Origin of the sequence: Polynucleobacter bastaniensis, assembly GCF_018882205.1 — a bacterium.
Taxonomy (GTDB): domain Bacteria; phylum Pseudomonadota; class Gammaproteobacteria; order Burkholderiales; family Burkholderiaceae; genus Polynucleobacter; species Polynucleobacter bastaniensis.
This window is the reverse complement of record NZ_JACVOU010000005.1, coordinates 50,577-75,218: the sequence shown is the minus strand read 5'-3', so window position 1 is coordinate 75,218 and position 24,642 is coordinate 50,577. Positions and strand designations below refer to the sequence as shown.

Annotated in this window: 21 protein-coding genes; 15 read left to right on the top strand and 6 right to left on the bottom strand. The window is 46.9% G+C overall.

The genetic code is table 11. The features are described from left to right. Nucleotide 1 precedes the first annotated feature (1 nt). The 9 genes from nuoL (at nt 2) to ICN22_RS09650 (ending at nt 9,338) form a co-directional block, all read left to right on the top strand. The gene (gene nuoL / locus ICN22_RS09690; RefSeq protein WP_216170605.1) at nt 2-2,062 is read left to right on the top strand and encodes an NADH-quinone oxidoreductase subunit L; all 2,061 of its coding nucleotides are present in this window, start codon (nt 2-4) and stop codon (nt 2,060-2,062) included. 24 nt (nt 2,063-2,086) lie between these two features. Then, the gene (locus ICN22_RS09685) at nt 2,087-3,553 is read left to right on the top strand and encodes an NADH-quinone oxidoreductase subunit M (RefSeq protein ID WP_216170602.1); all 1,467 of its coding nucleotides are present in this window, start codon (nt 2,087-2,089) and stop codon (nt 3,551-3,553) included. 10 nt (nt 3,554-3,563) lie between these two features. Beyond that, nucleotides 3,564-5,069: an NADH-quinone oxidoreductase subunit NuoN gene (nuoN, locus tag ICN22_RS09680; RefSeq protein WP_216170601.1), complete on the top strand. Its 1,506-nt coding sequence runs from the start codon at nt 3,564-3,566 to the stop codon at nt 5,067-5,069. 103 nt (nt 5,070-5,172) lie between these two features. Then, the gene (locus ICN22_RS09675) at nt 5,173-5,775 is read left to right on the top strand and encodes an NUDIX domain-containing protein (RefSeq protein WP_216170599.1); all 603 of its coding nucleotides are present in this window, start codon (nt 5,173-5,175) and stop codon (nt 5,773-5,775) included. Between the two features lie 60 nt (nt 5,776-5,835). Then, nucleotides 5,836-6,363 carry a DUF1178 family protein gene (locus ICN22_RS09670; protein ID WP_216170596.1) on the top strand — a complete coding sequence of 176 codons (528 nt, stop codon included), beginning with the start codon at nt 5,836-5,838 and terminating at the stop codon, nt 6,361-6,363. 81 nt (nt 6,364-6,444) lie between these two features. Continuing rightward, nucleotides 6,445-7,197: a transporter substrate-binding domain-containing protein gene (locus ICN22_RS09665; protein ID WP_216170595.1), complete on the top strand. Its 753-nt coding sequence runs from the start codon at nt 6,445-6,447 to the stop codon at nt 7,195-7,197. Nucleotides 7,198-7,241: 44 nt separating this feature from the next. After that, entirely contained in the window at nt 7,242-7,895 is a 654-nt protein-coding gene (locus ICN22_RS09660; protein WP_216170593.1) for an amino acid ABC transporter permease, read from the top strand. A gap of 46 nt (nt 7,896-7,941) precedes the next feature. Next, nucleotides 7,942-8,673, top strand: coding sequence for an amino acid ABC transporter ATP-binding protein (locus tag ICN22_RS09655; protein WP_216170591.1), 732 nt, complete (start codon nt 7,942-7,944; stop codon nt 8,671-8,673). Beyond that, nucleotides 8,673-9,338, top strand: coding sequence for an amino acid ABC transporter permease (locus tag ICN22_RS09650; RefSeq protein ID WP_216170589.1), 666 nt, complete (start codon nt 8,673-8,675; stop codon nt 9,336-9,338). The genes ICN22_RS09655 and ICN22_RS09650 overlap by 1 nt, the downstream gene beginning before the upstream one ends. Nucleotides 9,339-9,430: 92 nt before the next feature. On the opposite strand, the gene ICN22_RS09645 is transcribed toward ICN22_RS09650, so the two are convergent. Further along, nucleotides 9,431-10,951, bottom strand: coding sequence for a CoA-acylating methylmalonate-semialdehyde dehydrogenase (locus ICN22_RS09645; protein ID WP_216170587.1), 1,521 nt, complete (start codon nt 10,949-10,951; stop codon nt 9,431-9,433). Nucleotides 10,952-11,102: 151 nt separating this feature from the next. Between ICN22_RS09645 and ICN22_RS09640 the strand changes: the two genes are divergently transcribed. From ICN22_RS09640 to ICN22_RS09630, 3 genes are read left to right on the top strand one after another with little or no spacing between them, the layout of a single operon-like run. Continuing rightward, on the top strand, nt 11,103-12,224 hold the full coding sequence (locus tag ICN22_RS09640; protein WP_216170584.1) for an NADH:flavin oxidoreductase/NADH oxidase: 1,122 nt from the start codon (nt 11,103-11,105) through the stop codon (nt 12,222-12,224). A 43-nt stretch (nt 12,225-12,267) separates the two neighbouring features. Then, complete coding sequence (locus ICN22_RS09635) at nt 12,268-13,245, top strand: Bug family tripartite tricarboxylate transporter substrate binding protein (RefSeq protein WP_216170582.1); 978 nt, start codon at nt 12,268-12,270, stop codon at nt 13,243-13,245. An 11-nt stretch (nt 13,246-13,256) separates the two neighbouring features. After that, the gene (locus ICN22_RS09630) at nt 13,257-13,916 is read left to right on the top strand and encodes a SprT family zinc-dependent metalloprotease (protein ID WP_216170580.1); all 660 of its coding nucleotides are present in this window, start codon (nt 13,257-13,259) and stop codon (nt 13,914-13,916) included. Nucleotides 13,917-13,927: 11 nt separating this feature from the next. Here ICN22_RS09630 and dnaQ read toward each other — a convergent pair whose 3' ends face one another. From dnaQ to ICN22_RS09605, 5 genes are all read right to left on the bottom strand, one after another. After that, nucleotides 13,928-14,638, bottom strand: a complete 711-nt coding sequence (gene dnaQ, locus ICN22_RS09625) for a DNA polymerase III subunit epsilon (RefSeq protein WP_216170578.1) — start codon at nt 14,636-14,638, stop codon at nt 13,928-13,930. Beyond that, nucleotides 14,638-17,736 carry an efflux RND transporter permease subunit gene (locus ICN22_RS09620; RefSeq protein WP_216170576.1) on the bottom strand — a complete coding sequence of 1,033 codons (3,099 nt, stop codon included), beginning with the start codon at nt 17,734-17,736 and terminating at the stop codon, nt 14,638-14,640. Before ICN22_RS09620 ends, dnaQ begins: the two co-directional genes overlap by 1 nt. Continuing rightward, nucleotides 17,733-19,094 (bottom strand): efflux RND transporter periplasmic adaptor subunit, encoded by a 1,362-nt coding sequence (locus ICN22_RS09615; protein WP_216170574.1) that lies wholly within the window; start codon nt 19,092-19,094, stop codon nt 17,733-17,735. Before ICN22_RS09615 ends, ICN22_RS09620 begins: the two co-directional genes overlap by 4 nt. Nucleotides 19,095-19,214: 120 nt before the next feature. Continuing rightward, entirely contained in the window at nt 19,215-19,670 is a 456-nt protein-coding gene (gene rnhA / locus ICN22_RS09610) for a ribonuclease HI (RefSeq protein ID WP_216170572.1), read from the bottom strand. 4 nt (nt 19,671-19,674) lie between these two features. After that, complete coding sequence (locus ICN22_RS09605; protein ID WP_255533926.1) at nt 19,675-20,460, bottom strand: class I SAM-dependent methyltransferase; 786 nt, start codon at nt 20,458-20,460, stop codon at nt 19,675-19,677. Nucleotides 20,461-20,495: 35 nt separating this feature from the next. On the opposite strand from ICN22_RS09605, the gene gloB reads away from it, so the two are divergent. From gloB to ICN22_RS09590, 3 genes are read left to right on the top strand one after another with little or no spacing between them, the layout of a single operon-like run. After that, nucleotides 20,496-21,305, top strand: a complete 810-nt coding sequence (gene gloB / locus ICN22_RS09600; RefSeq protein WP_216170970.1) for a hydroxyacylglutathione hydrolase — start codon at nt 20,496-20,498, stop codon at nt 21,303-21,305. Further along, the gene (locus ICN22_RS09595) at nt 21,305-22,705 is read left to right on the top strand and encodes a transglycosylase SLT domain-containing protein (RefSeq protein ID WP_216170568.1); all 1,401 of its coding nucleotides are present in this window, start codon (nt 21,305-21,307) and stop codon (nt 22,703-22,705) included. Before gloB ends, ICN22_RS09595 begins: the two co-directional genes overlap by 1 nt. 35 nt (nt 22,706-22,740) lie before the next feature. Further along, nucleotides 22,741-24,624 (top strand): propionate--CoA ligase, encoded by a 1,884-nt coding sequence (locus ICN22_RS09590; RefSeq protein WP_216170566.1) that lies wholly within the window; start codon nt 22,741-22,743, stop codon nt 24,622-24,624. Nucleotides 24,625-24,642 lie beyond the last annotated feature (18 nt).

The window sequence follows — 24,642 nt, the reverse complement described above, 5'->3', positions numbered from 1 at the left end:
CATGCAATTGACCTTAACTCTTCCTGTTCTCTGCGCAATTCCGCTGGCGCCATTATTTGGCTCAGTTATTGCCGGGTTTTTTGGTACTAAATTAGGCGGTAACCGTATCGGTAATGGTGCTTGCCAGTTCGTAACCATCTTAGGTGTGATGATTGCTTTCGTTCTGTCTTGCTTTGTACTTGTACAAGTCATGGATGGCTTCTATTTCAATGGCACTGTGTATCGCTGGATGCAATTGGGTGAGCTCAATTTGGATATTGGCTTCTTGATTGATCCCCTGACAGCCACCATGATGTGTGTAGTGACCTTTATTTCCTTGATGGTTCACATCTACACCATTGGTTATATGAAAGGTGAGGAGGGTTATAACCGCTTCTTCTCTTACATCTCACTCTTTACCTTTGCCATGTTGATGCTGGTAATGAGTAATAACCTCTTGCAACTCTTTTTCGGTTGGGAAGCGGTGGGCGTGGTTTCTTATTTACTGATTGGCTTTTACTATGAGCGTCAATCGGCTGTATTTGCCAATATGAAGGCCTTCTTGGTCAACCGTGTTGGTGACTTTGGTTTCATTCTCGGTATTGGCTTACTACTAGCCAGCACTGGTTCCATGAACTACGATGTGATCTTTGCCCAGAACACGGCTTTGGCTGCACAAACATTGCCAGGAACTAGCTGGAATTTAGTCACCGTAGCTTGCATCTGCCTCTTCATTGGCGCGATGGGTAAATCAGCTCAATTCCCATTGCATGTTTGGTTGCCAGATTCCATGGAAGGCCCAACCCCAATTTCTGCATTGATTCACGCTGCAACCATGGTGACTGCCGGCATCTTCATGGTGTCACGCATGTCACCTCTATTTGAGTTATCTGATGCAGCCTTGAGCTTTATCTTGGTGATTGGTTCGATTACTGCACTTTTTATGGGATTCTTGGGTATCGTCCAAACCGACATTAAGCGGGTAGTAGCTTATTCCACTCTCTCTCAGTTGGGTTATATGACTGTCGCTTTGGGTGTTTCTGCTTATCCAATCGCCATCTTCCATCTGATGACGCATGCATTCTTCAAGGCGCTTCTGTTCCTTGCTGCGGGTAGCGTAATACTAGGCATGCATCATGAGCAAGATATGCGCAAGATGGGTGGTCTCTGGAAATACATGCCAATCACTTGCCTGATGATGTTACTAGGTAACTTGGCATTGGTTGGCACGCCATTCTTCTCGGGCTTCTATTCAAAAGACTCCATTATTGAGGCAGTAGCAGCTAGCCATTTACCGGGATCTGGATTTGCTTACTTTGCAGTCATGGCCAGCGTCTTTGTTACCGCGCTATATTCATTCCGTCTGTACTTCTATGTATTCCATGGCAAAGCCCGTTGGGGTCATGAAGACGCTCATGCCCACGATCACCATCATGATCACGCAGAGCAGGGCGATGATCATGCGCACCATGGTTTAGCTCCCGGTCAAAAACCACATGAGTCACCCTTTGTTGTGACCTTACCTTTGATCTTGTTGGCAATTCCCTCAGTCATCATCGGTTTCTACACAATTACACCTTTGTTATTTGGTACCTATTTCGGCGATTCTATTTTTATTGATCTAGCTCACCATCCAGTCATGAAGGAGTTAGAGGATGAATTCCACGGCCCAATCGCCATGGCAATACATTCATTCACTTCACCAGTATTGCTACTAGTTGTTCTGGGTGTATTGACTGCAGCGATTGGCTACCTCTGGGCTCCAAAGTTGCCTGGTGTAGTTGCTCAAGCTTTTGCCCCCATCAAGAAGTTGATGGATAACAAATACTATCTCGACGATCTAAACCAAGCGGTATTCGCCAAAGGTTTGTTATGGATCGGTGGCATCTTGTGGCATCGCGGTGATCAACAGGCTATTGACGGCTTCTTGGTTAACGGTAGTGCGCATGCGGTGGGGCGCTTTTCCACAGTTATTCGCCATTTGCAATCCGGCTATCTCTATCACTATGCCTTCGCAATGATTGCGGGCTTAGCGGTATTGTTGGCTTGGGTTTTATACGCTTACCTGCCTTTTGTTCGCTAGGCCTTTGTTACTTAAGTAGCCATCATGATTCTTTCTTACGCCATCTGGATCCCGATTTTCTTCGGCATCATTATTTTGTTCTACGGTTCAGAGAGGCCTACAGCCGGTGTTCGCTGGTTAGCCCTTTTTGGCTCTGTATTAGGTTTCATTGCAACGCTGCCTTTAATTATTAATTTCGATCTCGCCAACCCGGGCATGCAATTTGTCGAGAAGATGACTTGGATTCCGCGTTACGACATTAACTACCACCTGGGTATCGATGGCATATCGGTCTGGTTTATTGTTTTGACGGCATTCATCAACATTTTTGTGGTGATTGCTGCATGGGAAGTGATTGATAAGAAGGTTTCGCAATACATGGCTTCTTTCTTAATCCTTTCTGGATTAATGATTGGTGTATTTGCTGCTTTGGATGCTTTGTTGTTCTATGTATTCTTTGAAGCAACTCTAATTCCGATGTACATCATCATCGGTGTGTGGGGCGGTCATAACCGGATCTATGCGGCATTTAAGTTTTTCTTGTATACCTTGCTTGGCTCATTATTGACTTTGATTGCCATGCTGTACTTGTATAACGCAACCAATACTTTTGATATCTTGGCTTGGCATAACGCACGCCTAGACATTGTTGAGCAAATCCTCCTGTTTTTTGCCTTCTTTATGGCATTCGCTGTGAAGGTGCCGATGTGGCCTTTGCATACTTGGTTGCCAGACGTTCACGTTGAAGCGCCTACTGGCGGATCTGTCGTGTTGGCTGCGATCATGTTGAAGCTCGGTGCTTATGGCTTCTTGCGTTTCTCATTACCAATCGCTCCCGACGCAAGTCAGTATCTTGGCCCATTCATCATCTTCCTATCCTTAGTAGCTGTGATCTACGTAGGTGCAGTAGCGCTGGTTCAGAAAGATATGAAAAAGCTAGTGGCTTATTCATCGGTAGCGCATATGGGATTTGTGACTCTTGGCTTCTTCCTCTTCAGTCCCCTGGGTATTGAGGGCGGTATTGTGCAGATGATTTCTCATGGCTTTGTTGCTGGTGCTATGTTCCTTTCGATTGGCGTGTTGTATGACCGCATGCACACTCGTCAAATTGCAGATTACGGCGGCGTTGTACACCGCATGCCTGCCTTTACAGCGTTTGTGGTCTTAATGGCAATGGCCAACTGCGGTTTACCTGCTACCTCTGGATTCGTGGGTGAGTTCATGGTGATTCTGGCTGCTGTGGATTATGACTTCGTGATTGGTATCTTGGCAGCAACCGCTTTGATTCTGAGCGCTGCTTATTCCTTGTGGATGGTCAAGCGTGTGTTCTTCGGTGCGATTACCAATGCGCATGTTGAAGAATTAAAAGATCTCAATGCGCGTGAGTATTTCATGATGGCAGTGTTGTCCATCTGCGTGATTGGTATGGGCGTTTATCCGAAACCGTTTACCGACGTTATTCATCCAGCCGTGATTAATCTGCTACAGCATGTCGCTGTCAGCAAACTCTGAGTAAAAGCTAATGCAAGCATTCGACCTATACGCCGTCCTGCCGGAACTCGTTTTACTGGTAGTCACCTGCTTTTTGCTGGTGGCGAGTGTTTATGTGCCTGAGCGTCAGCCAGCCACTCCGGGTGTAGAGCAAGACATATTCCACACACCACGTGGCGTTGGTTTTGTTTACTTTTTCACCATCATCTTGTTGGTCTATTTGATCTTTGCATTTGTAGGTCGGATGAGTGATGTATCCATCGTGGCCATGAATGGCTTGTTTCAGTCAGACCCCATCTCAAACCTATTAAAAGCTTGTTCATGCGGCGCTGTATTAGTGAGCTTGGTGTATTCAAAGCAATATCTGACTGATCGTGCATTGTTTCGTCCTGACTTCATCGTCTTGGCTTTGCTAGCCCTGTTAGGTCAGTGCGTATTAATCTCGGGTGCAAACCTGCTCACGCTCTATTTAGGTTTGGAGCTGATGGCTTTGCCAACCTATGCTTTGGTTGCGATGCGTCACAGCAGTGAGAAGAGTGTTGAGGCAGGTATCAAGTACTTCATCCTTGGAGCTCTGGCATCTGGTTTCTTGCTCTACGGTATGTCTATGTTGTACGGCGTAACCGGATCACTAGATTTGATTGAGATCCTCAGAACGGTAGCTGACCCTCGTGTGAATCATTTGGTGATGGCCTTCGGCTTAGTATTCATTGTTTCTGGCTTAGCCTTTAAGTTAGGGGTTGTGCCTTTTCATATGTGGGTGCCTGATGTATACCAAGGCGCTCCAACAGCAGTGACTTTAATGATTGCAGCTGCACCTAAGTTAGCTGCTTTTGCCCTGCTATTTAGACTCTTAGTAAACACACTGTTGCCGCTGATGGGTGATTGGCAGCCAATGCTGGTGATCCTTGCTGTTTTATCCTTAGTAGTAGGAAACGTCACCGCTATTGCGCAAACCAATATTAAGCGGATGCTGGCTTACTCTGCGATTGCGCAAATGGGCTTCGTATTGCTGGGCATGTTATCCGTGTTTGATGATCATGCATTTAGTGCATCGATGTTCTATGCAATTACCTATGTATTAACTACGCTAGGCAGCTTCGGCCTACTGATGATCTTGTCGCGCAAGGGTCATGATTGCGAAACTATTGATGACCTCAAAGGTTTAAATAAGCGCCACCCCTGGTTTGCATTCATTGGTCTAATAATGATGTTCTCCTTGGCTGGTATTCCGCCAACAGTGGGCTTTGCTGCCAAACTTGGCGTACTTGAAGCTCTGGTTGACGGTGAGCACACCTTCTTAGCAATTATTGCAGTAATGGCTTCTTTGATCGGCGCCTTCTACTACCTGCGAGTGGTTAAGGTAATGTACTTTGATGAGTCAAAGGAAGCGCATGCTGCTGAGATTTCTGGATCAGGCTTTGCTCGTGGGCTGCTGAGTCTAAATGCGATCTTTGTTTTGGCTTTAGGAATCCTCCCTGCCGGGCTGATGGCGATTTGCTTGGATGCAATGCGCCGCACCCTATTGGGCTCATAGACGAAATCACCATTTGGCTAGTGATATAGGCTCCTGATAGGAGCCTTTTTTTGATGTCACCTGGATTTTGTATGATGGATGTTCAAATAATGAAAGACTCACCATGACTGAAAAATCATTTAAAGACCTACCAATCGGTGATGCCCATTTGAGGGAAGAGCGCTTATCTGGTGAGGATATTTATGGCGGTATTTTTTTGAACATGAAGCGCGATCAAGTCAGTCTGCCAGATGGCAATCAGGCTGTACGTGAATATCTGACGCACCCTGGCGCAGTCGCTATTCTGGCGATCTTAGATGATGGCAGGGTATTGTTGGAGCGCCAATATCGCTACCCCATTGCCAAGGCCTGTATTGAGATTCCTGCGGGTAAGCTGGAAATTGGTGAAGATCGATTGCTTTGTGCGCAACGAGAGCTTGAGGAAGAGACTGGCTACTCTGCAAGTAAATGGAGTTTTATACGCCGCATTCATCCAGTGATTTCGTATTCGACGGAATTTATTGATATCTATCTCGCCGAAGGTTTGGTGTCCGGCAAAAGTCACTTAGATGATGAAGAATTTTTAGATGTCTTTGCGGCCCCTCTTGAGCAATTATTGGAGTGGGTAGAGCAGGGTGAAATTACCGACGTGAAAACCACTATTGCGACTTATTGGCTGGATCGCTATCGTCGTGGTTTGGTAAGTCCTGAGACTATCTCGGGGTAATTCAATAATCCTTTAAAATAGGGTTATTGAATTTGGTATTTTTGCCCCTATATAGATCTTATGAAAGTTTATAACCTCGCTTGTCCTCTGTCTCATCGCTTTGAGGGATGGTTTGCCTCTGAAGATGATTGCCTTGCTCAGCAAAACAAGGGAATGCTGGCGTGCCCTATTTGCGATAGTACTGAGATTACTCGTATGCCATCGGCGCCCCATATTGCTAAGTCGGGCTCTAGTAAAGATATCCCGACTTCAACTGAGCTGACTGTCGCTAGTTCAGCCGCAACTGATCATGCTGGTGTCAGTGGCACATTAAGTGGCGATGTCCTTGCTTTGACTGCCGGCGACCATTCTCAGTTAGAGGCACAGGTTCAGGCAGCTTTTTTAAAAGGTATGCGTGATTTAATGGGTAAATCCGAAGATGTAGGCGGCTCTTTTGCAGAAGAGGCTAGAAAGATTCATTACAAAGAGTCACCCGAGCGCAGTATCCGCGGTCAAACCACACTAGATGAAGCTGAGGCTTTGCTCGACGAGGGGATTGAGATAATGGCAATGCCCATGATGCCTGCCTTCAAAAACACCTTGCAGTAGCCAGCACCCTCCCAATTCCCCTATACTTAATGCGTACTCAGGCTCTGGATATCACCATTGATTAGGATTGGAGAACTACCCATGAAACGCTTTTTTCTAGCATTGTTTGCAACTGTTTTAGCGCTCACCATTGTGGCTTGCTCCAAGTCCTCTGATACCAAAGAAATTAAGGTTGCTGTTTCTCCTGCATCTCCCCCGATGTTATTTGATGACAAAGGGCAGATCGTTGGTGCTGATATGGATATTTTTCAGGGCTTCTGTCAGTCGCGTGGCTGTACTTTAAAAGTCACCCCATATGATTGGGCTGGAATGTTGGGCGCTGTCTCTAGCGGTCAAGCCGATGTAGCTTTCTCAGGAATTTCTATTACCGACAAGCGCAAAGAGGTAATGGATTTTTCTCAGCCTTACTATGACAATGCCTGGCATCTTGTGAGCATGAAGAATAAAAATATTCAGATCACCGACTTAAATCAGCTCAAGAAATATTCCATTGGCTACCCACGTGGCATGGCTTACGATGATCTGATTAAGAATGAGCTAGAGCCCAAAGGCTACTATTCATTAAGCAAGGTTAAGCTCTATCCCTCTTATGCAGAAGTGATTACCGATTTGCAGAACGGTAATTTGGATCTCGCCTTTATTGAGGAGCCGGTATTCCTCAATTATGAGAACAAATTGCAGTTACCAATTCAGAGTAGCTATGTATTCAAAGGGTTTGATAAGCTAGGCTTTGCTTTTGCTAAAGGCTCTAAGCTGCGCGATGACTTTGATAAATACCTCAATGAACTGGGCCCAGAAAAAATCAAAGCCATTCTGGATAAGTGGATGAAATAAACCCCATTTATTGATACCTCCATCAGTAGCCAAAAGTCTGCCCTGTGACCTTTCTGGATATTCTTGCCCAGTTAGCCCAGGGCATTTCCTATACAGTTTTGGTCACTGTCGTTTGCTCACTCACGGGCTTAGTAGTCGGCTTATTTTTAGCAAGCCTACGCCGCCTCGATATTTCCTGGCTAAGCCAGCTGATTGACTGCTATACCTATGTCTTTAGGGGCGTGCCAGTTTTGGTTTTACTGTTTATGGTGTACTTTGGCTTACCAGGTATTGGCTTTAAGGTTCCGCCTTTGATGGCGATGGCGCTGAGTTTGGGCCTTGTAGCATCTGCTTATTTGGCTGAGGTATTTCGGGGGGCATTTAACTCGGTAGATCCTACTGAAGTAATTGCTGCCCAGGCCATGGGCATGACTCGTATACAGGTTCTCCGGTTTATCGAGTTGCCCCAGATGCTGCGATTTTCAGTGCCGGGCATGGTCAATGAGTTCACCTCAGTACTGAAATATTCTCCATTTGCCTATACGGTAGGGATCCCGGAGATTACCAAGCAAGCCATGACACTCACCTCAACCACTCTCCGTGGCATAGAGGTCTATCTAGCTGTAGGCATTTTATATTTCGTGATTTACCGAATTTGCTTGGTCGGCGTTCAACTTCTGAGCAAGCGTTTCCAAATTCCAGGGATGGCTTCAGCATGAGCACCAGCATGAGAACTAGCACCACATTATTTAAAGAGGTAATCCTGTGGCATTAATTCAAGTGAGGGATTTGGTAAAAGAGTTTGATGGGCAAACTGTCTTATCTAACATTAACCTGGAATTAAAAGAGGGCGATGTTCGGGTCTTGATGGGCTCCTCTGGCTCTGGTAAATCCACTTTATTGCGCTGCCTGAATCGCTTGGTTGAGCCTACCTCGGGATCGATTCTTTTTAGAGGCAAGGAAGTGCTGCATCCTGATGTGGATGTGCGGGAGTTGCGTAAGCAAATTGGTTTTGTATTTCAGCAATTCGCCCTTTATAGTCATTTGACCGTGTTAGATAACGTTTCATTGGGGCTGCGTAAGCTTCACAAGATGGATAAGGCCGAGGCTAAAGAAAAAGCTTTATTCGAGTTATCCCATTTTGAAATGATATCCCATCAAGATAAATATCCCTCACAGCTTTCTGGTGGACAGAAACAGCGTGTGGCTATTGCCCGCGCACTCGCCATGGATCCAGCAGTCTTAGTGCTCGATGAGCCCACTTCAGCATTGGACCCTGTGATGTCTAGAGATGTGGCAGACCTCATCAACCGTTTGCATAGTGAGGGGATCACGATGATCTGCGTGACCCATGACCTGAACTTGGCGCGTAATATTGCAGATACCGTAATGTTTTTAGATCGCGGTGTCATTCGGGCTGATGATCGAATCGATGTATTGAGCAGGCATTCTGATCCAGATATCAAAGCCTTCTTTGGTGCCGAGGAGAAGCGTTAATGGGAGGGTGGCCATCTTTCGTTCGTGATCTCACTGAGCAGATGCCCTTGATTTTGACGGGGCTTGTGAAGACCTTGCAATTGGCGGGTTTGATTAGTGTCTCAGGATTATTTTTGGGCATCGTCGTGTTTTATCTGACACTGAGTAAAAATCAATATGTGCGTAGTGCCATCAACTCCTATATCTCCTTTTTTATCGGCATGCCTTTAATTGTTTTATTGTTCTTGATGTATTACGGCTTGCCACAGTGGGGTGTGCGACTTTCTCCATTCACAGTCGCCTTTATTGGCTTTACATTCAACGTGGCAGCTTACAACGCAGCATACCTAAAGACTGCCTTCAATGGTTTGGATAAAAGTCAGTTGGAAGCGGCTAGTGCACAGGGCTTCAGTCCTTTGCAGATATTTCGCTTGATTACTTTGCCGCAGGTGATTCGACTATCTATTCCAGCGCTCACCAATCAAGTGATTGCCAATCTCAAAGATAGTTCTGTTGCCTTCTTGATTCAGTACACCGAATTCTTTGCTCGGGTACAAGAGTTGGCTGCGACCAATTTCCAATTCTTTAAAGCCTATTTTTTGGCTGCTTTAGTTTATCTAGCCCTGGTATCGGTGATTGTATTGTTCGCTCGGGCTATTGAGAGGCGTTATCTTATTCCCGCCTAGTATTCTGAATCGAAAATACACGTTAAAAAAATAGCGACCCGAGGGTCGCTATTGTTATCTGCAGATGCTTGTTACATTACTGCTGCATCTAATTACTTCGAAGTCGGCATCACAAACTCTGCGCCCTTAGCAATACTCTCAGGCCAGCGCTGCATCACGCTCTTTTGTTTGGTATAGAAACGAACACCTTCTTTGCCGTAGGCATGCATATCGCCAAAGAGGGATTTCTTCCAACCACCAAAACCATGCCAAGCCATTGGAACTGGAATAGGTACGTTAATACCCACCATACCCACTTGTACGCGGCGAGCAAATTCACGGGCAATATTACCGTCGCTCGTAAAGCAGGCTACGCCGTTACCAAACTCACAGGAGTTCACTAAATTGAGTGCTTCGGTGAAGTTCGCTACACGCATGCAAGAGAGTACTGGCCCGAAAATTTCTTCTAAATAGATCTTCATCTCAGAGGTTACGTTATCAAACAGTGTGCCACCGATAAAGAAGCCATTCTCATGTCCCGGTACCGTTAAACCACGACCGTCCACTAATAACTTCGCACCGGAAGTAACACCGCTATCAATATAGCCAGTGATGCGCTCTAAGGCGGCTTTAGTAACGATAGGACCCATTTCAGCATCAAGCTCCATACCGTTCTTCACCTTCAGGGTCTTAGTGCGCTCGATCAGTTTTGGCATGATTTTCTCGGCAACATCGCCTACCAAAACCGCTACTGAAATTGCCATGCAACGCTCACCAGCAGAGCCATAGGCTGCACCAATCAAAGCATCAATCGTCTTGTCGATATCAGCATCTGGCATCACTACCATGTGATTCTTAGCGCCACCTAGGGCCTGTGAGCGCTTACCGAAGTGTGCGCAACGCTCATAGATGTAGTTAGCGATAGGAGTAGAGCCTACAAAGCTCACTGCCTTGACATCCGGATTCTCAATCAAGGCATCAACCGCTTCTTTATCGCCTTGCACCACGTTAAATACGCCATCAGGCAAGCCAGCTTGGGTCAGCAACTTCGCCATAAATAATGAAGCAGATGGATCAGTTGGGCTAGGCTTCAGAATGAAGGTGTTGCCACAGGCAATCGCCACTGGGAACATCCACATGGGCACCATGACAGGGAAGTTAAATGGCGTCACGCCAGCAACCACACCTAAAGGCTGGCGCATCACCCAGTTATCAATATCAGTTGAGACTTGCTCGGTGTAATCACCCTTGAGTAGCTCCGGAATACCGGTAGCAAATTCAACAATCTCGATACCGCGAGTCACTTCACCTTGCGCATCAGTAAATACTTTACCGTGTTCAGCAGTAATGATGGCAGCCAATTCATCACGGTTGGCGTTGAGTAGCTCAAGGTACTTAAACATAATGCGCGCACGGCGCAATGGGGAGGTCTGGCTCCAAGTCTTGAATGTTGCCTGCGAGTTTGCTACAACCTCATCAACTTCTTTGCGGCTAGCTAGGGCTACGCGTCTAGCAACAGCGCCTGTGGAGGGATTAAATACATCGGCGAAACGACCATCTTTTGGGGTGATGACTTTGCCGCCAACAAAATGGCCAATATCTTCTTTTGATGTAAAAGCTTGGGGTGCACTCATAGTGATTTACTTAATATTCTGTTGTCTGGTTTTGGGTTCAATAAAGGTGCTTGGGAAGGATTCCGCACAACTTTGTGGTCTCGTTTATTCTACTGAATCTATTTTATCGCTTTAGCTAGTTTTCCGCTTTTTCAGTTCTAAAGGTAAGCAAATGAGTCTTCTCTTCTCCAGTTATGTTCTAAGCTCCCCTAAGGGGCCTCTAACCCTATCAAACCGGGTGGTTGTGGCTCCAATGTGCCAATACTCCGCAGTCAATGGAGAGGCTCAGGATTGGCATCTCATGCACTGGGGTAATCTCCTCAATAGCGGGGCGGGACTTTTCATCATCGAAGCCACCGGTGTGACCCCTGAGGGACGGATTACCCCTGTATGCCTGGGTCTGTGGGATGACCGCACAGAAGCGGCCCTGAAAGACAAGCTCACGAGAGCCCGGAGTTTGGCTCCAGCCACTCCCGTGTTTATTCAGTTGGCGCATGCTGGCCGTAAAGCTTCCAGTGCAAGCCCTTGGGCTGGCGGTCAATTACTCTCCAAGGAGCAGGGCGGCTGGGACATGGTTGCTCCTTCGGCTATCCCACAGCTCAAGGATGAACGTTTGCCACACGAGCTCTCTAAAACAGAGTTAGCTGGGCTCATTACTGCATTTGTTATTGCAGCGCAGCGCTCTGAGCGGATTGGGATCGATGGTGTTGAGTTGCATGGTGCCCATGGCTATCTCTTGCATCAGTTTTTGTCGCCCATTGCCAATCAACGTACAGATGAATATGGCGGCTCTTATGAGAACCGCATTCGCTTTCCATTGGAATTATTTGCGGCAGTACGAAAAGCCTATCAAGGTGTTTTAGGCATTCGTATATCTGCAAGTGATTGGATTGAGGGTGGTTGGACGCCCGAAGAAACAGCTGATTTTGCTGCTCGACTAAAGCCCTTGGGATGTGATTTTGTGCATATTTCATCAGGGGGGATTTCTCCATTACAAAAGATTGCGATTGGACCAAATTACCAAGTGCCATTTGCCAAAATTGTGAAAGACAAGTCTGGTATTCCGACAATGACAGTGGGTTTGATTACTGACCCTAAGCAAGCTGAAGATATTTTGCAAAAAGGCGATGCGGATTTAATCGCTCTGGCACGTGCATTTTTGTACAAGCCCCGTTGGGCTTGGGAGGCTGCTGCAGCCTTAGGTGGCATCGTGCCTTCAAATGAGCGTTACTGGCGCTGCTTACCGCGTGAAGCTCAGGCCATTTTTGGTGATGTCAAAGTAGGGCAGCGATAATTAGTAATACTCGACAAATGAAACCCAGTTTTTGGAGATCAATATGAAATCAATCAAACTCATTTACCGTTCTTTAGCCATTATCAGTATTGCATTAGGCTCTAACCTGGCTCATGCTCAGCCATTTCCAGATCGACCTATTACCTTGGTTGTGCCGAACCCGCCTGGAGGCTTAGTAGATACCTCGGCGCGTTTATTGAGTGAGCCCTTAACTCGGGTGATTGGTCAGCCAGTGATTGTGGATAACAAGCCAGGTGCCAGTGGAAATACGGCTTATCAATATGTGGCTAAGGCTAAGCCCGATGGATACACCTTGTTGATTTCTTATTCTGGATACCACGTTGGCAATCCTTCCTTGATGGATAAATTACCGTGGGACCCAGTTAAAGATTTTTCTCCAGTTGGACTCCTGACAGTTTCTACGAATGTGATTGCAGTACATCCTTCAGTACCTGTAAATAATTTAAAAGAATTGATTGCTTACGCTAAAGCCAATCCCGGAAAGCTCAATTACGCCTCGCAGGGTAATGGCTCTGTATCTCATATTGGCACAGAAATCTTTAAGCAAAATACAGGTGTGGATATCGTTCATGTACCGTACAAAGGTTCTGGCCCTGCAATACAGGATGTTTTGGCAGGTCAGGTGCAAGTATTTATCACGACGCCACCTTCAGTAATGCAGCACGTACAAAGTGGCAAGCTGAAAGGCTTGGCTGTTACAGGCAAAAGCCGTCACCCAGGAATGCCCAACGTGCCAACTACTGCTGAAGCAGGCTTACCCACTTTCCAATTGGAATCTTGGGTAGCTTTATATGCGCCAGCTGGCACGCCAGCTTCAGTCATTGCTAAGTTGACTGAGTCTGTTAAGAAAAGTCTCGCTCTGCCTGAGGTCAGAGAGCGCTCTGATGCGGCTGGTGTTGAGTTGCGTTATCTCACGCCCCCACAGATGGATGCCTTACTGAAAAAAGAATTGCCTTATTGGGATAAAGCAATCAAATCCGCCAATATCAAGCTTGATTAAGCGATCGACAAATGAAGCACCACTCCGTAAGAGAATCTTGGTTGCAAGATGCCGTAAGACATCTAGAGCCGGTATTTTCAAAGGCGGGATATGCTATACCGCCAGTAAGAGTGTCTTGTGGCTTTCCAGCCTCTAGCAGCCCCAGAACAACCTTGGGACAATGTTGGCCACGCGAGTGCTCTGGTGGTGGAGTGAACGAGATCTTCATTTCACCTAAGTTGGATGATCCCGTTCAGCTCTTGGACACTTTGGTACATGAGTTATGCCATGCCGTAGATGATTGCTTTAGCGGTCATGGCGAGGACTTCAAGGGTATTGCTCAGACTGTTGGTTTAGAGGGTCCTGCCAGAATGGCTCATGCGACCGAAGAGTTGATGGTGCGCCTCATGATGATTAGTCAAGAGCTTGGGCCATATCCACATCAAGCAATTGTTTTTCCGCCCCCAAGACCGAGCAATGCAAGTCGCAATAAAGCCAAATGTAGCCAGTGCGGATACGAGGTAACGCTATTAAAAAAGTGGGCTACTTATGGCGCACCCATTTGCCCTAAAGATAATATTCGAATGCAAGAAGCACTTATTGAGACGATCGAGAATACGACCGAGCACGATACAGAATCGGTTACAGGATCTAAACCTAAGAAGGATGAAATCCGTCGCGCTATCAGTTAATCGAATATTGATTAACTAGCGACAGCAGAAGGGCTCCAAACGGAATCCTTCTTGCTTGCCTTGGCAATTTCAGCCAAGATCTTTTCATGTAACTGGCAATCTTCTTCACTCGCTGTCACGATCTTAAGCTTAGTTGGCAAGGCTTTGGCTTGTCCTGAGGCATCAGTGCCAACGGTGTAATCAATCAGATCAATGGATAAGTCTTCTTGCCCACGCGTCATCGCTACGTAGACTTCAGCCAATAACTGAGCATCCAATAAGGCGCCGTGCAAGGTTCTATGTTGATTGCTAATTGCAAAGCGCTCACAGAGGGCGTCAAGCGAATTACGCTTGCCTGGAAACATCTGACGGGCATCAAGTAGGGTGTCGGTAATTTTGGAGGCAAGACCTCTAAAAGCTGGGCGCTTGAGCAGTGCAAATTCATTATCAAGAAAGCCTAAGTCAAACGCTGCGTTATGAATAACTACTTCAGCGCCATCAACAAACTCAATCAACTCTTCCACAATATGTGAGAACACGGGTTTGTCTGATAGGAACTCACGAGAGAGTCCATGAACTGCAAAAGCGCCGGCATCGATATCACGCTCAGGATTAATGTAGTAATGAAAGGTGCGATCGGTTAAGCGACGGCCCACCATTTCAACGCAAGCAATTTCAACAATGCGATCACCTGTAGCAGGATTCAGGCCAGTTGTTTCGGTATCGAGAATCACTTGACGCATTAGGTGCCTTCTAAGACGGATGGGGGGATTTCAAGGGGGCCGTTACCCGCATACTTATCTAGATACAGATAAATCACCGGGGTAATGATGAGCGTAACAAACTGCGAGAAGATTAATCCGCCTGCTACGCTGATTCCTAAGGGCTGACGCAGCTCTGCGCCAGCACCAATTCCAAGGGCAATGGGGAGAACGCCCATCAAGGCGGCAAAAGTAGTCATCATGATTGGGCGGAAGCGCAAAATACAGGCCTCCCGAATTGCTTTCTCAGGGGACATGCCTTGATTACGTTGTGCATCCAAAGCAAAGTCAATCATTAAGATCGCATTCTTCTTCACGATACCAATCAGTAGTAAGATACCAATCGAGGCGATGATAGTGAGCTCAAATCCAAAAATACGCAGTGCCAAGATCGCGCCAATCGCTGCTGAGGGCAGACCCGCCAAGATCGTTAGCGGATGAATATAACTCTCGTACAGCACTCCCAAGAGAATATAAATTACACCTAAGGCTGCAAAAATTAAGATTAATTGTCCCGACTGATTACTCTTGAATACAGCAGCGTCACCACCGTAACTGGTAATGATTGATGTCGGTAATTTAATTTCACTGGTGTAGGCTTCAATCTTTTTAGTAGCATCACCCAAGAACACATCTGGCGCTAGATTGAACGATAAAGTGACGGCAGGGATTTGCCCTTGGTGGTTGACAGCGGTAGGACCAATACTTCTGGTAAAGCTGGCTACGCTTGAGAGTGGTATAAGCTTATCAGTTGCACGGCCACGAACAAAAACTTTATTGAGATCGGTCTCATACTGACGATCCTCTTCTGCAGTTTCCAGAATGACGTAATAAGTATTTACGGGGGTATAAATTGTGGAGACTTGTTTTTGGCCAAAGGAGTTATACAAAGCGGCACGGATATCGGTGATTGAGACGCCAGCGCTGGCTGCTTTCTCACGATCAATATCAATTTTGACATTAAGACCTTTGAGCTGTGAGTCGCTGGTGACGTCGCGGAAGATGGGGTCAGCACGCATTTTTTGCATCAACTTATCTGCCCACTCATTTACACCTTCAAAGCCTACGCTTTGCAATGTAAATTGATAGCGACTTTTACTGCCTCGGCCACCGAGTTGTAAATTTTGTACCGGGCGCATGAACACCTGTAGCCCAGGAATTTCCCTGAACTTGGTTCTAAGTTCTTCCATTACTTTGGCCATCTTGGGTCGATCACCCTTAGGCTTTAAAACGACAAAGATACGTCCAGTATTACTGCCTGAGCTATTGCCTCCACCGACTATCGAAATAGAGCTCTCTACATTGGGATCATTACTGACTATGGCTGCTGCTCGATCTTGCAGGATGAGCATCGCCTTGAAGGAGATGTCCTCGGATGCCTCAGTAGTGACCGAAATTTGGCCAATATCTTCCTCTGGGAAAAATCCTGTGGGGCTAGTCATAAACAAAACAATCGTAATTACAAAAGTAGAAAGGGCGCCCCACAATACTTTTTTTCGATGTAGTAATGCTAGGTCTAAATAATGAACATAGGTCTTGAGCATCCAATCGAAAAAGCGATCAAACTTTTTATTGATGGCATATTCTTTAGCGTGCTGCCCTGGTTTTGGCAAAAAGCGACTGCACAGCATGGGGACTATCGTGAGTGATACCACTGCGGATACCAGAATCGAGAGCGATACCACCACCGCGAACTCTCTAAACAAGAGGCCAATAGGACCAGACAAAAAGAAGAGCGGGATAAATACGGCCACTAAAGAAAGTGAGATGGAAAAAATCGTAAATCCAACTTCTTTACTTCCTTTGAGAGAGGCTTTGAGTGGATCCATGCCTTCCTCAATGTGGCGCATGATATTTTCTATAACGACAATTGCGTCATCGACGACTAAGCCCACTGCCAAGGTAATGCCGAGTAGAGAAATATTGTCTAGGCTGTAGCCTAAAAAATATAATAGGGAGAAAGCACCAATTAGCGAAATAGGTAGGCTGATCGAGGGAATGATGGTGGCAGAAAGATGTTTTAAGAATAAGAACATCACAAGCACCACTAAAAGCACCGTCAGTGCTAAGGTAATATTGACATCATGTATTGCTTCAATAATAGAAAGCGAGCGATCATTCGCGAGCTGCAACTGAACCGAGTCTGGCATTTGCTTTTGAAGTTTCGGCAGCAATTCTTTGACTGACTTAACCACTTCAACCGTATTGGCGTTCGGCTGACGCAACACAGCAATTGCAATTGATCTTTCACCGTTCACACTGGCTAAGGTTTTCACATCCTCATAGCTTTCAATTACTTCAGCTACGTCTTTGAGGTAGATTGGCAAGCCATTCTTCTGGCTAATAATGAGGTTGCCGAATTCTTCCGGCCTAACCAATTGCGGGTTGGCATAAATCGTGATGGATTGGCGGGGACCATCTAAAACACCTAAAGGACTATTTGCATTGGCTTTGTTGATCGCAACCGAGACATCTTCCATTGTGAGATTGCGATTGCCTAGGGCATCTGGGTTAACACGCACGCGGATGGCATAACGCTTTGCTCCGTAGACGATGACTTGTGCGACACCGCCGATAGTTGACAGGTTCGGTGAGAGAAGATTTTCTGCGTAGTCATTTAAATCTGAGAGACTCACTGAAGGGGATTGCATTCTCACTACCAAAATTGGGGTATCGGCAGGATTCACTTTACGGTAAGAGGGCGGTACCGTCATTTCGATCGGCAGGCGTTTTTGAGCGCGCAGCAGTGCGGCCTGAACATCGACTGCGGCCTTATCGATATCACGATCGGTATTGAACTCGAGGGTAACACTAGTACTACCAAGAGAGTTGGTAGAGCTGATGACCTTAACGCCATCAATGGTAGAGAACTCTTTTTCTAATGGTAGCGCTACAGCCGAGGCCATATTTTCTGGTGAAGCTCCTGGTAAAGATGCGCTCACAGAAATAACCGGTGTGTTAAAGCTAGGCAATGCCGCGACTGGAATGCTGAGATAAGCGATTACCCCAGCAATTACTGTTGACACCGAAAGCAGTACCGTCATTACCGGACGGCGAATACATAACTCAGATAGGGTCATTTCTTATCTGCTGCAGAAGGGGTGGCTGGAGCTTTAGTCTCTGAAGCCTTTGAGGGATCAGGGGGAGGGGTTGCCGCCGCTGAGTTCGCACCTTTCGCTTCCTTAGCCTCCTTGGTTTTACCGCCAGGTCTTAAGTTTTGCTTGCCCTCTACTACCACTCGATCGCCCGACTCAATACCGGTAACAACGGAATTACCTTGGTATTCATAAACGACTTTAACTGGCTTGGATACTGCTTTGCCATCTTTATCTACTGTGTAGACCAACCTGCCACGGGGATTAATCACAATAGCTTGTGAGGGAACTACAAGCGCATCTTTTAAATCGCTAGCCACTAGAGAAACGCGTGCAAATTGTCCAGGCAGCAAAGTCATAGCGTCGTTCGGGATTTGCGCCTTGACTCGAACTGCTGCAATAGAGGGATCTACTTGGTTATCAATCACCAAGACTTTGCCTTGATAGGTTCTTTTGCCAGAATCGCCCACGGTGACTTTCACGGCGAGTGGCTCACCATCAAGTTGATTCTCCAGCAAAAGGGGGATATCTTTTTCTGGGATCACAAATTGGACGTTAATCGGATTAAGTTGGGTAATGGTGACCATAGAGCCAACGCTAGTGGTTGCGGTTGAGCTCGTTGCAGTACTGACGACGTTACTTGCTTGCACCAGAGACCCTGGGAAGACATTCACAATGCCTGCGCGACCAGTAATTGGAGAGCGGATGGAATCAAAAGAGAGCTGAACCTCTGCAGAACGAGCTGCAGCTTGAGCAGCCTTCGCATTCGCGAGAGAGGTTTCTAAGCCTGCCTTAGAGATAAAGTTTTTAGCAACTAATTCTTTGGCGCGCAAGTATTGGTTCTGCGCGTCATCAGCTAAGGCTTTTAATCTTTCGTAATTTGCTTTGTCATTACGGTTGTCTAAAGTAAACAGGAGTTGCCCCTCTTTAACTTCTTCTCCATCCTTAATATGAATCTTGGCAACGGTGTTGGTTACCATTGGGCGGATATCTACAATGCTATTGCTCACGATTGTGCCAGTGGCTTCAATAATGAGCGGAACCACTTTTTTATCGACTACAACTGAAGTGATGGTAACGACCCCACCTTTTTTCTCGGGGGCGGGAAAGAAATAGTCATAGGTTTTAGATCCAGCGTACAACACGACAAGTACAAGCAAAATACGCCATTTGTATTTCAGGGTAAATGCTTTAACGGTAGTGAAGTCTAATTTTTTGAGCTTATCAAGGCGTAGGTATGGGGAAGTTTTTTTCCACAGTGCACACAGGCGGCCCATCACCCAGTTTTTGAGCTTTGGCAGTGAAGCGACTGCTTTATCAAGGGCTAATTCAATTTTTGACACAGTCTAGGTATTTTTTCTTAGTTTTATATCGGTTTAGTAGGGAGTCATCTTTGTCGCCCTTGAACGAGATTATTCTCTCACAAGGCTCATCAACATGGGGCGGCAGCACCTCGATCCCAATTAGGGCAGAAATTCTTCTACACCTTTGTTTGCCAATAGGTCTGCCAGCTCATTCCCAGGGTGGCCATTGTGTCCACGAACCCAATGCCAGGAGATCTGATGGTCGGGAATAAGGGCATCTAATTCTTGCCATAAATCAGCGTTTTTGACGGGATCTTTACTAGCGGTCTTCCAGCCTCTCTTTTTCCACCCCTCCAACCACTCAGTCACGCCCTTTTGTACATATTGAGAGTCGGTCCATAGCTCTACCGAGCTAGTCTGCTTCAGGGCTCGCAGCGCATGAATGACGGCGCTTATTTCCATCCGATTGTTGGTGGTGTGTTCGGCACCACCGTGAAGGTGCTTTTCATGGCCGCCTGAGCGAAGAACGGCACCCCAGCCGCCAGGACCCGGATTGCCTTTACAGGCGCCATCGGTGTAAATAACAATATGAGGGAGTGGTTTGGCGTGGGACATGGCGTTAATTTACTCGGTCTTGCTGGTTTGCCAACTGCTGGCGACTTTCAGCTACAGGGTTCAATTGAGTAATCGCTGGGATGCGCAGACCTTGGACTTGTCCGATCAGGCGGATGCCTTGCTGGCGCTTAATAGCCGAAACTAAGAAGACTGCCCCAAAAATAGGCCACCAGCGGTCGCCAGCTGGCTCCATAAAGTCCATTCTGGCCATGCCTGACTCACCACTCAAGGGGAGTTTATAGCAACCGAAATGGCCTCTATCCAGCGAGAAGTTCAGGAGCTGCAACCAGTCCTTAATTCTGAGAAGGCCAATAAATTGACCATCCCTTGGTAAATAGGGGGTGCCGATTAATCTGCTGAGATATTGGCGCATACCCCACAGACTAGCTGGATTAAATCCGGAAATAATCAAGCGGCCCTCAGGGCGAAGGACGCGCTCAGCCTCTCGCAGAATTTGATGAGGATCAGCGGCAAATTCCAAGACATGTGGCATCACCAACAAATCAATGGATTCAGAAGCAAAGGGCAACTCATTGGCATTGCCCTCAATCTGATGCCAATTAAACTGCCCAGCCTGTTTTTGGCGATCATGAGCGTTAATCAGTAGCGCGTGCAATGGCATCCGGTTTTCTGCCAAGGTGTTGATTTGCGGCAAACCAATTTGTACGGCATAAAAACCAAAGACGTCGGCTACGATTTGATTAAAGCATTTTTGTTCCCAGGCGAGTACATAGCGCCCTGGAGGTGACTGAAGCCACTTTTCCCACGAACTCCATGGTGGTGCGGGCATCTGAGAGGGGGTGGGTGGGCTTGGTATCATGGACTATGGTGAAGAATACTTTATTGCAAGTTTGGCCGATACCGGCTTTTGATGACAATTACCTCTGGTGTATCCATGATGGCGAGTCTGCCTTGATCGTCGATCCTGGTGATGCTGCCCCCGTACTGCAATATCTTGATCAAAATAAACTGACCCTGACTGGTATTTTAATTACCCATCACCATGCAGACCATACCGGTGGCATTGTTACTTTACTCAATACCCTTGGTTCGACTATCCCAGTTTATGGCCCAGCTGCGATCGATATTCCGGGTCGTACACATGCCCTGATGGAAGGCGACAAAGTTGAAATCGCTGCCCCACGTATGAGCCTGGAGGTTTACGAAGTGCCTGGCCACACTTTGAGTCACATTGCTTACTTTGCGAACATGCAGGCCAATGTAGTTGAGCCTATGCTGTTCTGTGGTGATACCTTATTTGCGTCTGGCTGTGGTCGATTGTTTGAGGGCACCCCAACGCAGATGAGCCAGTCTCTCGCGAAGTTCATTGCCTTACCCAAAAACACTCTGGTGTATTGCACCCATGAATACACCTTATCCAATATTCGCTTTGCGCTGGCGGTTGAGCCCAATAATGCCAATCTGATTACTTGGGCTCAAACTGCTAAGGCTCTGCGCGATCAGCACCTTCCAACATTACCAACGACCATCGGACAAGAATTGCAAGTCAATCCATTCATGCGATGTGATCAAAAGGCTGTGATTGATGCCGCTCTTGAGGTCTCCGGCGAAAAATCTCTGCCTACGCCTGCCCATGTATTGGCGGTAATTCGGGCGTGGAAGGATCGGTTCTGATGTTGTGGCGCTATGCGGTGATATTGCTGATTACATTGTTAACGGGCTGTGCTAGCACTGGAGATTGGTCCTCCGATGTGCCGACGCGTCAGGATCCGCGGGCCTCTAACGCGCAGCGGGTAAACCTCAAAAATCAATCTGTCAGCGATCTGTATGCGCCATCGAGCAACCTCTGGATTCGGATTCGGGATGGTTTTGAGATGGAGCCCATGAATACGCCGCTGGAGATCGAACAAGTGCGTTGGCTCAGTGCGCGCCCAGACTATGTTCATCGCTCAATGGCTCGCTCATCACGCTATCTGTTTTATATCGTACAAGAGGTGAATGCACGCAAGATGCCAACCGAGATCGCTTTGCTTCCGTTTGTCGAGAGTGCATTTGTGACACATGCCAAATCTAGTGCAAAGGCGATGGGCTTGTGGCAATTTATGCCTGCAACTGGTAAAGATTTTCGCTTAACGCAAAACGTCTTTAGAGATGAGCGCAGGGATGTCTTGCAATCAACTGATGCGGCATTAGATTATCTGCAGCGTCTACACAAACAATTTGGCAGCTGGGATCTTGCTCTAGCGGCCTATAACTGGGGTGCAGGCAATGTCTCAAAAGCGCAAAAACGTAATCTTGCTGCTGGACTCCCCACGGATTACCTGAGTCTCAAGATGCCTAATGAGACCCGCAACTATGTGCCAAAGCTCATGGCCTACCGGCAGATTGTTTTAGATCCCAAAGCCTATGGCATTGTTCTTCCGGATCTAGAAAATCATCCCTACTTTGTTGCCGTAGATGTGGGGTCAGATATCGACGTGGCCTTAGTAATTAAGCTGAGTGAAATTCCGGAGGACGAGTTTCATAGTCTGAACCCCTCATTTAATAAGCCGGTCATCTTGAGTAACGCTAATCAGCAAATTTTATTGCCGTTTGGCCATGCCGAGGTCTTCCAGGAAAACCTCAAAAAATACACTAAGCCACTATCTTCTTGGTCGGCAGTACAAGTGACGAGAACTGAATCAGTCGACCAAGCCGCAAAAACGCTTGGTGTTGATGTAGACACTTTAAGAACAGTTAATGGCATCCCCAAAGGTATGAGAATTCGGGCGGGTTCAACAGTTTTAGTGCCTAAAACTCACCAGCGTCCTGGCGATATCTCAGTGGCTTTAGCTGAAAACGGCAGTCTCAATTTGGATAAGTCAGCGCCTAAAAATTGTGCAAAAGGGACTAAGTGCGCAGCGGCAAAGACTGGAAAAGGTGCCACTAAGGGTAATTCTTCTGCAAATAATGCTGCAACTCAGCATAAATCCGCATCGACAGGACTTGCAAAATCTGCGAAAAATGGATCTTCGAATACAACTAGCTCGACTCCCAAAACTTCCACTAGCAAGGGAACTAGCAAGATTCAGTAAGTCCAGACACTTTAATTTACTCATTTAGGTTGACCATGTCCTACAAGTCGGAACACGAACGCTCCATTAAAGACCCAGATGGATTCTGGGGAGAGCAGGCAAAACTCATTCATTGGGAAAAACCATTTAATAAAGTTCTGGATTACGCAAACCCTCCATTTGCTAAATGGTTTGAGGGTGGACTGACTAACCTCTGCTACAACGCAGTTGACCGTCATCTTAAAGATCGCGCCGACCAAATCGCGCTAGTCGCTGTTTCAACAGAAACTAATCTAGAAAAAGCATATACATTTAAAGAGCTATACGAAGAAGTTAATCGTATTGCTGCCATCTACAAAGCGAACGGCGTGCAAAAGGGCGATCGCGTGTTGATTTACATGCCGATGATTGCTGAGGCCTGTTTCGCAATGCTCGCTTGTGCACGTATTGGTGCAATTCACTCAGTGGTGTTTGGTGGCTTTGCATCGCATAGTTTGGCATCACGCATTGACGATGCTAAACCGAAAATGATTGTCACTGCGGAAGCGGGCGCGCGTGGTGGTAAGGCAGTCCCATATAAGCCTTTGCTCGATGAGGCCATCAAGCTCGCAAGCTACAAGCCTGAAAAAGTTCTGATCGTCAATCGTGGCCTGACTGAGTTTACCGCAGTGGCTGGTCGCGATTTGAATTACACAACTGAGCGCCAGAAACACCTCAATGATTTAGTCCCGATTGAGTGGGTAGATGCAACCCACACCTCCTATATTTTGTATACCTCTGGCACTACCGGTAAGCCTAAGGGTGTGCAACGCGACACCGGTGGTTACGCAGTGGCTTTGGCCTCCACCATGAAACACATCTTCTGCGGTAATCCTGGTGAGACCATGTTCTGTACCTCAGATATTGGTTGGGTGGTAGGTCATAGCTACATCATTTACGCACCATTGATTAATGGCATGGCCACCATTCTTTACGAAGGCACACCCTTACGTCCTGATGCAGGGATTTGGTGGAAACTGGTTGAGAAGTACAAAGTCTCAGTCATGTTCTCTGCACCAACTGCAGTTCGTGTTCTCAAGAAACAAGATCCTGCCTTCTTAACTAAATACGATCTCTCGAGCTTGCGTGCTTTATTTTTAGCAGGCGAGCCTTTGGATGAGCCAACGGCAACCTGGATACATGATGCGATCAAGAAGCCGATCGTAGATAACTACTGGCAGACAGAAACAGGTTGGCCGATGTTGGCAATTCAGCGTGGCGTAGAAGTGATGCCACATAAGTTTGGCTCACCTGGTGTCCCATCATTCGGTTACAACATGAAGCTATTGGATGATGCTACTTCGGAAGAGTTGGGTCCAGATCGGAAGGGCGTGATTGCGATTGAAGGTCCTTTACCTCCAGGCTGCATGCAAACAGTCTGGGGTGACGATAAGCGTTTTGTGAGTACTTATTGGGAAACTATCCCTGGCAAGATGATTTACTCTACGTTTGACTGGGGTATCAAGGATGCGGATGGCTACTTCTTTATCTTAGGTCGAACCGATGATGTGATTAACGTTGCTGGTCATCGCTTGGGCACCCGTGAGATCGAAGAAAGTATTTCTGGTCATCCGAATATCTCTGAAGTGGCAGTGGTGGGTATTGAGGACAAGCTTAAGGGACAAGCTGCAATCGCCTTTGTAATTCCAAGGGACTCCTCGAACATTGCCACCTTAGAGGCAGAGTGCATGAAAACCGTAGACACTACTTTAGGTGCGATTGCTCGCCCAGGTCGAGTTTATGTAGTTACAGCTTTGCCTAAGACCCGCTCGGGCAAAATCGTTCGCCGTGCTCTCCAGGCCATAGCTGAAGGGCGCGATCCTGGTGATATCAGCACGATGGAAGATCAAACCGTTTTAGCTCAAATTAAGACCATCATCGAGCAAAGCGCAAAGCCTTAAACCTAGCCTGGTGCATCA